10 protein-coding genes and 2 tRNA genes are annotated in these 11577 nt (G+C 69.2%); 3 read left to right on the forward strand and 9 right to left on the reverse strand.

The genetic code is table 11. The features are described from left to right. Positions 1 to 49: 49 nt before the first annotated feature. The 7 genes from ABTZ94_RS17140 to ABTZ94_RS17170 form a co-directional block, all read right to left on the reverse strand. Positions 50 to 123 (reverse strand) — tRNA-Lys (locus ABTZ94_RS17140). A gap of 184 nt (positions 124 to 307) precedes the next feature. Further along, positions 308 to 1066 (reverse strand): IclR family transcriptional regulator domain-containing protein, encoded by a 759-nt coding sequence (locus ABTZ94_RS17145; RefSeq protein WP_351201873.1) that lies wholly within the window; start codon positions 1064 to 1066, stop codon positions 308 to 310. A 165-nt stretch (positions 1067 to 1231) separates the two neighbouring features. Next, positions 1232 to 2083 (reverse strand): ectoine/hydroxyectoine ABC transporter ATP-binding protein EhuA, encoded by an 852-nt coding sequence (gene ehuA, locus ABTZ94_RS17150; RefSeq protein WP_351201874.1) that lies wholly within the window; start codon positions 2081 to 2083, stop codon positions 1232 to 1234. Further along, entirely contained in the window at positions 2073 to 2714 is a 642-nt protein-coding gene (gene ehuD / locus ABTZ94_RS17155; protein WP_351201875.1) for an ectoine/hydroxyectoine ABC transporter permease subunit EhuD, read from the reverse strand. The genes ehuA and ehuD overlap by 11 nt, the downstream gene beginning before the upstream one ends. Further along, positions 2711 to 3451 (reverse strand): ectoine/hydroxyectoine ABC transporter permease subunit EhuC, encoded by a 741-nt coding sequence (gene ehuC, locus ABTZ94_RS17160; RefSeq protein WP_351201876.1) that lies wholly within the window; start codon positions 3449 to 3451, stop codon positions 2711 to 2713. The genes ehuD and ehuC overlap by 4 nt, the downstream gene beginning before the upstream one ends. A 19-nt stretch (positions 3452 to 3470) precedes the next feature. Next, entirely contained in the window at positions 3471 to 4373 is a 903-nt protein-coding gene (gene ehuB / locus ABTZ94_RS17165; protein WP_351201877.1) for an ectoine/hydroxyectoine ABC transporter substrate-binding protein EhuB, read from the reverse strand. Positions 4374 to 4627: 254 nt separating this feature from the next. Next, entirely contained in the window at positions 4628 to 5587 is a 960-nt protein-coding gene (locus ABTZ94_RS17170; RefSeq protein ID WP_351201878.1) for a D-2-hydroxyacid dehydrogenase, read from the reverse strand. A 208-nt stretch (positions 5588 to 5795) separates the two neighbouring features. On the opposite strand from ABTZ94_RS17170, the gene ABTZ94_RS17175 reads away from it, so the two are divergent. Both ABTZ94_RS17175 and ABTZ94_RS17180 read left to right on the forward strand, forming a co-directional pair. Then, positions 5796 to 6611: a maleate cis-trans isomerase family protein gene (locus ABTZ94_RS17175; protein WP_351201879.1), complete on the forward strand. Its 816-nt coding sequence runs from the start codon at positions 5796 to 5798 to the stop codon at positions 6609 to 6611. Between the two features lie 183 nt (positions 6612 to 6794). Beyond that, positions 6795 to 7892: an LLM class flavin-dependent oxidoreductase gene (locus ABTZ94_RS17180; RefSeq protein WP_351201880.1), complete on the forward strand. Its 1098-nt coding sequence runs from the start codon at positions 6795 to 6797 to the stop codon at positions 7890 to 7892. Between the two features lie 16 nt (positions 7893 to 7908). Here the strand turns inward: ABTZ94_RS17180 and ABTZ94_RS17185 are convergent, their stop codons facing one another. Further along, a complete protein-coding gene (locus ABTZ94_RS17185) occupies positions 7909 to 9780 on the reverse strand; it encodes a putative bifunctional diguanylate cyclase/phosphodiesterase (RefSeq protein WP_351201881.1) in 1872 nt (623 codons plus the stop codon). Between the two features lie 409 nt (positions 9781 to 10189). Here ABTZ94_RS17185 and ABTZ94_RS17190 point away from each other — a divergent pair, with 409 nt between their 5' ends. Then, positions 10190 to 11434, forward strand: a complete 1245-nt coding sequence (locus ABTZ94_RS17190) for a M6 family metalloprotease domain-containing protein (protein WP_502967261.1) — start codon at positions 10190 to 10192, stop codon at positions 11432 to 11434. 64 nt (positions 11435 to 11498) lie between these two features. Here the strand turns inward: ABTZ94_RS17190 and ABTZ94_RS17195 are convergent. Further along, a tRNA-Lys gene (locus ABTZ94_RS17195) sits at positions 11499 to 11572 on the reverse strand. Between the last annotated feature and the right edge of the window lie 5 nt (positions 11573 to 11577).

An 11577-nucleotide genomic window follows, 5' to 3' on the forward strand; every position in this document is an offset into this window, starting at 1 on the left:
CGCACTGGGCGGTTCACGTGTGTACGTGAACCGCCCAGTGCGTTGTCTGTGCGCCGCCAGGGACTCGAACCCCGGACCCGCTGATTAAGAGTCAGCTGCTCTAACCAACTGAGCTAGCGGCGCCTGCTGACTCGAAAATAATACCTGCTCCCGAGAGGTGCTGATGACACCCGGATGAAATGGGACTCATCAGGCCAAATCTTGCTCGTCCAGCAAAATCAAGCCCGCTCGGCAAAATCAAGCCCGTCCGGCGATTGAGGACAACGCCGTCCCGGGGCACCCCGGTGGGCCTCGCCGAACCCCCGCCTCAGAGCGCCAGCGATAGAAGCACGGGCGCCGCCCGCCGGTTCAGTGTGTCCGCCGCCGCGCGCAGGCGGTGCGCATCCTCGACCGGCAGGGACAGTGCCAGGCAACCCGCCGACGCCCCGGCCGTAAGCGGCACCGCCGCGCACACCGTGCCGACCGCGTACTCCTGGAGGTCGAGCACCGGGACCGTCGCCGGCTGGCTGTCCAGCTTCGAGAAGAGCACCTTCTCGTTGGTGATCGTCCGTGACGTGAGCCGGGCCGTCTTGTGGCGCGAGAGGTGGTCGCGGCGGCTGTTCTGGTCGAGCTGGGCCAGCAGGCACTTGCCGACCGCCGAGGCGTGCGCGGAGGAACGGAAGTCCACCCACTCGTTGACCGCGGGGGTACGGGGGCCGTCGGCGTACTGCGTGACGCGGATCTCGCCGTCGACGTACCGGCTGATGTAGACCGCCGCGCCGACCGAATCGCGCAGCTGCGTCAGCATCTGCTGGAGTCTGGTCTCCAGGGCCTGCCTGCGGGCCGCGCCGGAGCCGAGGAGCAGCAGCGAGGAGCCGATGGCATACGCGCCGTCGGTGACCTGCTCGACGTACCCCTCGCGGCGCAGTGTCAGCAGCAGCGGGGTGAGATGCCCGATGGGCAGTCCCGCCTCCCGGGATATCTGGGTGGCCGTCACACCGCTGCTGTGCTTGGAGACCGTTTCGAGAACACGAAGGGCGTACTGCACCGAATGGAACGGTGCGGTCGGTTCGGGCTTCAATGCCACGGTTTCCCCCACCAGGTTGTGACCGCAAGCTGTACCACCACGATAGCCGCCAAGAGCCCATTCCGGGACGGCTGTTGGCGACTTGATGGGGCGCCCCGGCTCCGTAAGCTGGGATGTGCCCTTTTGGCATATGCCAGCGTCATTGGCTGATCGCGAGTGCCGAGGTCACAGCACCGCGGCGAGGAACTCGCGCGTACGTTCGCGCTCGGGATCGGAGAAGATTTTTTCCGGTGAGCCCGACTCGATCACGCGTCCGGCATCGAACATCAGTACCGTCTCCGAGACGTCCCGGGCGAAGTTCATCTCGTGGGTCACGCAGAGCATGGTGATGTCGGTGTTCCTGGCGATGTCGCTCAGCAGCTCCAGCACGCCCGCCACCAGCTCGGGGTCGAGCGCGGACGTCACCTCGTCCAGCAGCAGGATCTCCGGCTGCATCGCCAGCGCGCGGGCGATCGCCACCCGTTGCTGCTGGCCGCCGGAGAGCTGGGAGGGGTGTGCGTCGATCTTCCCCGAGAGCCCCACCATGTCGAGCAGCTCGCGGGCGCGAGTCTCCGCCTCGTCGCGGTCCATGCCCAGCACACTGACCGGGGCCTCGGTGATGTTCCGCAGCACCTTCATATGGGGGAAGAGGTTGAACTGCTGGAAGACCATGCCGATCTTCTTGCGGGCCCCTCGCAGATGCTTCTGTGTCGCAGGCTTCAGTGAGCCACCCGGTGCCTTGATGTGGGACAGCGGTTCGCCGTCGACCCAGATCACTCCGTCGCTGACCTTCTCCAGCGTCATCAGCAGCCGCAGGATGGTGGTCTTGCCCGAGCCGCTGGGCCCGATCAGGGTGACGTGTTCGCCGCGCCGCACCGAGAAGTCCAGCCCGTCGAGCACGACATGGTCGCCGTACCGCTTCACGACGTTGTCGAAGCGGACCAGCGGATGGCAGGTCTGCGACGTGGCGGGGACCGGGATGATGTCCATGGGGGCCGCGGCAGTCGTCTTCTGCAGGGGGAGAGGTTCAGTGGTCAAGGCGCTTCTCCAGCTTTCTCATCAGCAGCGAGGTGGGGTAGCTCGCGACCAGGAAGACCAGTCCGGCGAGCGTGAATGCCTCGGTGTAGGCGAAGTGGGCGGCGCCGTACGTACGGGCCTCGAAGACCATCTCCTGCACCGTGATCACGGCAAGGAACGGAGTCTCCTTGAACATCGAGATCGCGTAGTTGCCGAGGGCGGGCAGCACATTGCGCACCGCCTGCGGCAGGATCACGGCCTGCCAGGTCCGCAGCGGGGAGAGCGAGAGCGCCCGGCAGGCCTCCCACTGGCCCTTCGGCACACCGTCGATCCCGGCGCGGTACACCTCGGACGTGTACGTGGCGTAGTGGATGCCCAGCACCACGATGCCGATCGTCAGCGGCTCCACGGAGTTGAACACGGCAGCCGCGCCCACCAGTTGGACGAGCAGCGGGGTGGAGCGGATGAACTCCATCACGACCCGCACCGGCACCGTCACGAACCTGCTCGGGGCCCGTCCGGCGACCGCGATGGCGAGCCCGAGGACCGCGGCGACGAGCGTGCCGAGGACGGTCGCGAGCAGCGTGACCTCGAAACCTTCGAGCACCAGGGGAAGGACGCCCCGGGCAGCGTTCCAGTCGAAGCCGTTCACCGGGCACCTCCGGCCGTCGATGCGACGGCTTCCGTGGCGCTGCGGCTGCGCAGCAGCGAGCCCGCACCGGTCGGCAGGCCGAGCCGTCGCTTGGCGCTCCGCTCCAGCAGATTCATCAGCAGGGTCAGCGCGTAGGCCAGGACGAAGTAGGCGACCAGCAGGGTCATGTACGCGGTGAGCGTCTCACCGGTACGGTCGCGCAGCTGCTGGATCACGGTCATCAGGTCCGCCGCGGAGATCAGCCACAGAAGCGGGGTGCACTTCAGCAACTGGATCAGCAGATTGGTGAAGGACGGGATCATCTGCACCCAGGCCTGCGGAAGGATCACCTTCCGCATCCGGTGCAGCGGCGTCATGTTCAGCGCGACGGCCGCCTCGTACTGGGCAGCCGGTACGGAGTTGATCGCCCCGCGCACCACCTCGGAGCCGTATGCCCCGTAGTTGAGACCGAAGGCGACGACGCCGCAGAGCAGCGGCGTCAGTTCGTACCCCGTCAGCGGCGGCATCGCGTAGTAGAGCCAGAACAACTGGATGTAGAGCGAGGTGCCGCGGAAGAACTCCACGACCACGCGCGAGGCACCGCGCAGAACCAGCAGCCGGCTGACCGACATCAGACCGAGGACGAACGACAGGAACAGGGCGAACAGCGCGCCCAGGACGGTGGCCTGGAGTGTCACCCACAGCCCCGAGCGCAACTGCGGCAGATCGTCGAAGAAGGCGGAGAAGAAATCACTCATGCGGTGCGTTCCGTCCCTGTCAGCCCTTGCACAGATCGGCCGTCTTCAGGGTGGCCGGCGGGAGCTCGGCGGCCCCGAATCCGTACTCCTGAAGCAGGCTCACATAGCGCGAGCTGTCCGAGACGATCTTCTTCAGCTCGCGGTTGAAGGCGTCCCGCAGATCCTCGTTGCCCTTGCGGAAGACGGCGCCGCCGGGGCTGTACTGCTTCTTGCCGTCGAGCTCCGGCAGGAAGGCCTCGGTGACCTCGGTGCCGGGGTTCGTCTTCGCGAGCCGGCGCAGCGAGATGCCGGTGAGCAGGAACGCGTCGATCCGGCCGCCCTTGACCGCGTCGGCGCCGTCCTGCGGTTTCTGCAGCGACTTGATCCTGTCCTTGGAGATGCCGGCGCCCTCGGCGTACGAGCCCTCGACGGCACCCGACATCACGCCGACGGTGATCCCGGAGGCCTTCGCCGATGCCAGGTCGGTGACCTTCTTCGGGTTGCCCTTCTTCACCATCAACGCGGTCGGCGAGATGAACTCGGGCTCGGAGAAGACGGCATTGGCACAGCGCTCCGGAGTGATCGTCATGCCGGCGCTGACCACGTCGTACTTGCCCGCCTGCAGCCCGGGGATCAGACCGTCCCACTCGGAGAGCGTGGGCTTCAGTTCGTCGACGCCGAGCGCCTTGAAGATTTCCCGGTGCAGGGTGGGCGCCTCGCCCTTGAGCTGCTTGCCCTCCAGATAGCCGTACGGGGCCTCATTGGCGTACGCGATCCGTACGAAGCCCTGCTTACGGAGCTTGTCGAGCGCCCCCGCACCGTCCGCGGAACCGGCGTCGGTCCTGCTGCACGCGGAGAGCAGACCGGGAACGACGAGCAGGCCGCCCACGGCTGCCGATCGGTTGAGAAAGCCCCGGCGGGACAGGTTCGGGAAGTCAGCCATGGTTCGCAATCTCCTGGAGGGATCGAACAGTCCGGACAGGAGGAGCGCCTGCCCGATCCCGTACGTCTATGCAGACAGACGCCTCCTGTGATCGAACGGTGACCGGAGCGCTACCTTTCCGTGTCCCGTTGCGGGCTGAGAGCCTGTTGGTGCGCGGCGCGTATTTCCCGGCGCGGAACGCTTCATGACGGACTGTTGTGCGGACACGTCCGCGAGGGGCAGGTGAAGTGGCCTACGGGCCCGGCCCGTCGGGGTCACTCGCTCCGGTCCCGGGTGGGGACGTACCCGCGCTGCTTGTCCACCACATTCGGCAACGGCGCCCCGGCCGCCCAGAGTTCGTACATCTCCACGAACTGCTCGCCCAGCCGGTCCCGCCAGCCCGCCGTGTCGCCGCTCATGTGCGGAGACACAATCAGGTCCGGTACGTCCCAGAGCGGGCTCTGCGGCCCCAGTGGCTCCTGCTCGAACACATCGAGCGCCGCGCCCGCGATCCAGCGCCTGCGCAGTGCGGCGATCAGATCGTCCTCTACGACCATCGGGCCGCGCCCCACATTGATGAAGCGGGCCGACGGCTGCATCAGTCCGAAGAACCGCGCGTCGAACATGCCACGGGTCGACTCCGTCAGCGGCGCCGCGCAGATCACCCAGTCGGCCATGGAGGCCAGACGATCCAGCTCCGCCACGCCGTGGATGGTGCGCCGCGCGCGACGTCCCACCAGCGCCACCTGGACCCCGAGGGCGATCAGCAGCCGGGTGATCTCCCGCCCGATCGGGCCCGCGCCGACGACCACCGCACGGCTGCCCGCGACCTGTGTGCTCTCCCTGTGGCGCCACAGCCGCCGGTGCTGGAGCTCCAGCGTGCCGGGGAGGTCCTTGGCGAACGCCAGCACCAGGCCCGTCACGTACTCGGCGATCGGCCGCTCGAAGATGCCCCGCGCATTGGTCACCACGGTTTCGGAGGCCGCCAGCTCCGGGCAGAGCAGCCGGTCCACGCCCGCGCTCGCCGTATGCACCCACGCTGGTCGCGGTCCGTCACCGGGCCATGCGGCCCGTACCGCGTCGGAGGTGAAGTCCCACACCAGCAGCACGTCGGCTTCCGGGAGCTGTGCGGCGAGTCCGGCCTCGTCCGTGTACCGGACCGCTGCCCGGCCGGTCAGCCGTCCGAGGCGCGGCGACGGGTCGGTGTTCAGGACGAGCAGGGTGGGCTCTGACATGAGAGACGGTCGCTCCGCTGCGTCTGAGATGTGCGGATTGACCACGCTCGCACCCGCGCCCGACTTCGTCAACAGGCCGCAGTGGGCGTGGCGACGAATGGGGGAATACTGGGGAGAGGTGGGCGGAAGCGGTCACGGGTAGGGCTCCCCGGACCCGTCCGGCCCCCGAATACCCGTTCAGGCACCTGCCGGAACAGGAAGGGTGGACATGACGACCCTCGGTTTTCTCTACCCGGGCCACCACTACGCGGAGGACGACTTCCCTCGGATGGAGATCCTGCTCGACGCCGTCAGACTGGTCGTGAACCACACCGACGTCGACGAGGACGTCTACGGGATCGACGCGCTGGTACGGACAGGCGCGCCCGAACGTCTGGCGGCCGGAGTGACGGAGCTGCAGCGCGCCGGTGTCGAGTCCGTCGTGTGGGCGAACAGCGGCGGCAGCTTCCTGTACGGCTGGGAGGGTGCCCATGAACAGACCGCTGCCCTGGCCCGGGCGGCAGGCGTGCCCGCCTCCAGCACCTCCTTCGGCTTCGTCCATGCGGTACGGGAGCTGGGCGCCGACCGCGTCGCCGTCGCCGCGACCTATCCCGAGCACATCACCGCACTGTTCAGCGCCTTTCTCCGGTCCGCGGGCATCGAGGTGGCCGCCACCCACGCCGCCGGTCTCGGCTCCGCCGCCGAGGCCGCCGCCTGGGACCTGGACAAGGTGAAGGAGCTCGTCACGGCCGCGGACCGGCCGGAGGCCGATGTGATGCTGCTGCCCGACACGGCCCTGCACACCGTCTCGCACGTGGCGGAGCTGGAGGCACTTCTCGGCAAGCCGGTGCTCACCGGGAATCAGGTGACGGTCCGGGAGGGGCTGCGGCTGGCGGACCGCCGGACCTGGTCCCCGAGGCTCGGCAAGATCTTTGCCGAGCGCGAGGCACCCCCGGCCCCGGTGGCCACGTGGGGCGAGGGCCGGGAGCGCGCACACGGCGGGAAGAAGGGGTGGCCCGGAAAGCAGACCCACCCCGGCTGGTGAGCCGAGGGGCAACCGGTGAGCCACGGGCCGGCCGGTGAGCCGAGAGAAAGCGGGTGAGCCAAGGGAAAGCCGGTGAGCCACGGGACAACCGGCGGACCGGGGGGAATAAACGGAGACCACCTCCTGTTGTGCCCTTCCGGACGAACGAGCCGGACGTAAGCGCATCACCGGAGAGGCCAGGACGTGGACGAGATTCGAGGCGGCGAGATCCGTGGCAAGACGGAGGGGACGGCCACCGTTCCGCTCTCCGTGCTGGACCTGGTGACCGTGGGCCAGGGCCGCACCGCCACCCAGGCCCTGCGCACGAGCGTGGACATCGCACAGCTCGCCGAGCGCCGCGGATTCCATCGCTACTGGGTCGCCGAACACCACTCGATGCCCGGCGTCGCCTCCTCCTCGCCGGCCGTGATCCTGGCCCACCTCGCCGCACACACCGAACGCATCAGGCTCGGCTCCGGCGGCGTGATGCTGCCCAACCACGCGCCGCTCGTCATCGCCGAGCAGTTCGGCACCCTGGAGGCCATGGCCCCCGGCCGCATCGACCTGGGTCTCGGGCGCGCCCCCGGTACCGACGGCGCGACTGCGGCCGCCCTGCGCCGCACGGACCGGCTGGGCGAAGGTGCCGAAGACTTCCCTCAGCAGCTCGCCGAGCTGACCCGGTTCCTGGACGACGACTTCCCGGACGGCCACCCCTACGCCCGTATCCACGCGGTCCCCGGCCCGGTCCAGGCCACGGCCGAGGGCGGGGTCCAGTCCCCGGCCCGCCCGCCCATCTGGCTGCTCGGCTCCTCCGGCTTCAGCGCCCGGCTGGCCGGCGTACTCGGCCTGCCGTTCGCGTTCGCTCACCACTTCTCGGCCCAGAACACGGTGCCGGCCCTCGACCTGTACCGGGAGTCGTTCCGGCCGTCCGCGGTGCTCGACGCCCCGTACGCCCTGATCGGCGTCTCGGCCCTGGCCGCCGACGACGAGCGCGAGGCCCGCCGCCAGGTGCTCTCCGGCGCCCTGTCCATGGTCCGCCTGCGCACCGGCCGCCCCGGCCTGGTCCCGACGCCCGAGGAGGCGCAGGCGTACGCCTTCAGTCCCATGGAGCGGGAGTTCGTGGACAGCTGGCTGGTCAACATCGTCCACGGCACGGCGGACGAGGTCCGTACGGGCCTTGACGACCTGGCCAAGCGCACCGGCGCCGACGAACTCATGATCACCGCCAACGCGCACGGCGGCGAGGCCCGGCTGCGCAGCTACGAACTGATCGCGGACGCGTACGCGCTGCCGACGGCCTGACACCGGTCGCCGCGGTTCAGACCTTCAGCCTTCCGCTGCCGATCAACTCGGCGATCCGCTCCGGGGCCACCGCGCGTGAGTACAACCAGCCCTGCCCGGTGTCGCAGCCGATCCTGCGCAGCCGTTCCGCCTGGCCGGCCGTCTCCACGCACTCCGCGGTGACGGTCAGGCCCAGGCGGTGCGCCAGTTCCACCATCGCCTCGACGATCGTCTCGGCGGCGGGGCTCGGGCGGTCGCCGTCGTCGTGGCGGAAGCCGCGTACGAACGAGCCGTCCAGCTTCAGTACGGAGACCGGCAGCCGGCTCAGATAGGCGAGGTTCGAGTAGCCGGTCCCGAAGTCGTCGATGGCGATCCGTACGCCCATTTCGCTGAGCGACTGAAGGGCCTGGAGCGGGCGGCCCGCCGAGCCCATCACGGCGGACTCGGTCAGTTCCAGCTGCAGCAGTCCGGGATCGAGACCGGTCTCGGCGAGGATCTCCGCGACATCGGTGACCAGGTCGGAGTCCCAGACCTGCCGTACGGCGACATTGACGCTGATGAACAGCGGCGGTTCGGCCGGGTGGTCGAGCTGCCAGCGCCGGGCCTGGCGGCAGGCGGACCGTAGTACCCACCGGCCGAGCTGGACGATCGAGCCGTCCTCCTCGGCGATCGCCACGAACCGATTCGGCGAGAGCATGCCGAACTGCGGGTGGTTCCAGCGGACCAGCGCCTCCACTCCGCGTACGACTCCGTCGGCCATGCCGACCAGCGGTTGGTACTCGATGGTGAACTCACCGCGTTCGACGGCGGGCCGCAGATGGGAGGAGAGCGTCTGCCGGGTCATCCGGTGGGCGTTGCGCTCCGGGTCGAAGACCGTCCAGCGGGCCTTGCCGTCCGCCTTCGCCCAGTACAGCGTGGTGTCGGCGGCCTGCATCAGACCGATTGCCGAGGTGCCGGCCACGGCCCGTTCCACCACCCCGATCGAGGCCGAGACGGAGAGCCGTTGCCCGCCCAGGTCGAAGGGCTTCTGCAGCGCGGCGAGGACCCTGCGGGCCAGGTCGGTGAGCTGCTGTGTACCGGCGGAGTCCTCGACCAGGATCGCGAACTCGTCGCCGCCCAGGCGCGCCACGAGATGTGAACCGGGGCGGTGCGGGCCGTCCTGGGCCGCACAGTCGGTGAGCCGTGCGGCGACGGCGGCGAGCAGCCGGTCGCCGATCCGGTGGCCCATCGCGTCGTTGACGGCCTTGAAGCCGTCGAGATCGAGATAGCAGAGCCCGATACGGCCGTGGCCGGGGAGACTGTCGTTCTGGTACGGCGGGGTCTCCAGGATGGCCGAGAGCCGTTCGAAGAACAGCGTCCGGTTGGGCAGCCGGGTCACCGGGTCGTGCATCTGGAGGTGGCGCAGCCGCTTCTGCAGCTCACGCCGGTCGCTGATGTCCGCGACGGAGAGCAGCACCCGGCCGGGCCCGGGGTCGTCGGCCCGGCCGGTCTCCGGTTCGGGCATCGGTACGACGGTGATCTCGGCCCACATCGAGCGCCCGTCGGGATGCTTGAGCGTGCGGGTGCAGCGGAACCGTGAGCGTCGGCGGTGCAGTACCTCGCGGTACGCGTGCCAGGTGCGGCCGTCCGCCACGAGGTCGAGCAGATCGGCTGCCGACTGTGTGGACAGTGCCGCGGCGGAGAAGCCGAGGAGGCCGCCGAGGGCGTCGTTGGCGGCGACGACCAGGCCCTCGTGGTCGACGACGGCCATCGGGAGCGTGGCGGCCCGGAAGGCGGCCCGGTAGCCGTGTTGCTCGGCCCCTTCGGTTCCGGCAGGGGGCCACGGGGGGTGACGCTCCGTGATCGACGGTCCTGCGGAATGGGGGTGTGTGCCCGCCGCGGGCCTCAGCCCTTCGGAGGTTCCGCTCACCGTTCGCTCCCGCCGTGCAGTTCTGTCCTGAACAGGTGTGGCCGGACTGGCCCGCCGCGCGGGGCGCCGTTGTCGCAGGCGGAAACCACGCGGGAAAGCCTGGTGAAGCATAGAGGTTGGTGCGTCGGCCGTTCCAGCGCCCGACCCCTCCGCGCCCCGCGTTCGCCCCGCATGGGTCAGTCGCACGCCGATCCGGTTTGCCCGCGACTGATCTTTTCTGAGCGATTCCGTTCCCTCACGATCTCCTGGTGATTGATTGTGACTGTCCGTGAGGGTGAATATCTCGGCCGACTGCTGACTCGACTGGGGCAGCTCAACAGGACGAAAGCCCCGAATCATCACAGTGTGGGTGGGTGACTGTATCTCGCACCCGGAGGTAGATGTGCCGCGCCAGCACGGAGCCGGGGGGGTGGAGAGGCCGAGCCTGCGCGGTGTGGTCGCGGGCATGACCTCTCTTCTGGCGCTCGCTGCCACCTCCCTCGTCGCCGGGCCCGCCGTGGCAGCCACCGGCGAAGCGGGTCCGTGCGCGCTGCCCCGGACCGAGGTGCACCACTCGCTCGGCGTGGGGGACTGGAACGACGCCTACCCCCGCCCCGACCACTCCCTCGACGCGGTCATGGTCTTTCTCTCCTTCCCGGACCATCACCCCACCACCCCCCTCAGGGAACTCACCGCCGACTACTTCCCCTCAACCGCCCAGTTCTTCCGGCGCGCCTCGTACGGGAAGTTCACCCTGCGACCGCACCCGCTGCGGCAGTGGATCCAGATGCCCAAGGCATCCGACTGGTACGGCATACAGCGCGACTGGAACAACGCGCGGCGCAGTGCCTATCTGCGCGACGCCATCGCCGTGGCCGACCCGAAGGTCGATTTCTCCCGGTTCGACATCGTCTACCTGGTCGCCGACCCGGACGCACCGGGGGTCGACTCCGACGCCACCAAGGTCGTCAACTTCGACCGGCCGCTGCACGCCGACGGTACGGACATCCGGCGCGTCGTCACTGTCTTCGAGCGGCACCCGCCGGACCACAATGTGCTGGCCCACGAGACCGGGCACGTCTTCGACCTGCCGGACCTCTACCACCGGCCGTCCGACGGCAAGGGGGACTGGGACACCTATGTCGGCGACTGGGATGTGATGGGCAGCCAGTTCGGACTCGCGCCGGACTTCTTCGGCTGGCACAAGTGGAAGCTGGGCTGGTTGGACCGCAAGCAGGTGGTGTGCGTCCAGCGCAGCCGGGACATCACCCTGGAGTCGATGGCCGCCGTGCCCGCGCCCGGGGCCTCCATCGGCACCCGGCTCGCGGTGATCAGGACCGGTGAGGGCAGCGCCGTGGCCATCGAGGCCCGCAGCGCGACCGGCAACGACCGGACGACCTGCACCGAGGGCGTCCTGCTCTACCGGGTACGGAACGAAACCCCGTCCGGCGATGGCCCGGCCGAGGTCATCGACACCCACCCCGGCTCCGACGCCTGCTGGGACCGGTCCGTCTACGCGCCGCTCGCGGACGCCCCGCTGCAGGTCGGTGAGACGTACACCATCCCCGGCGCGCACGCCAGGATCGAGGTGGCCGACCGGACACCGTCGGGCGCCTGGACGGTCCGGATCACCACCGGAACGCAAGGCTCCAGCGAACACGGAAGGACCCGCTGACACAGACCTTCCCTGAACACGAAGAAGCCCCCCTCGCTTTCGCGAGGAGGGCTTCTTCCGTCTGTGCGCCGCCAGGGACTCGAACCCCGGACCCGCTGATTAAGAGTCAGCTGCTCTAACCAACTGAGCTAGCGGCGCCTGCT

Origin of the sequence: Streptomyces sp. NPDC002785 (assembly GCF_040295565.1) — a bacterium.
GTDB lineage: Bacteria > Actinomycetota > Actinomycetes > Streptomycetales > Streptomycetaceae > Streptomyces.

Bases quoted from the DNA above. Each gene is read 5' to 3' on its own strand.
- ABTZ94_RS17170 (WP_351201878.1), bottom strand. From the start codon at position 5,587: ATGTCAGAGCCCACCCTGCTCGTCCTGAACACCGACCCGTCGCCGCGC.
- ehuB (WP_351201877.1), bottom strand. From the start codon at position 4,373: ATGGCTGACTTCCCGAACCTGTCCCGCCGGGGCTTTCTCAACCGATCG.
- ABTZ94_RS17175 (WP_351201879.1), top strand. From the start codon at position 5,796: ATGACGACCCTCGGTTTTCTCTACCCGGGCCACCACTACGCGGAGGAC.
- ehuC (WP_351201876.1), bottom strand. From the start codon at position 3,451: ATGAGTGATTTCTTCTCCGCCTTCTTCGACGATCTGCCGCAGTTGCGC.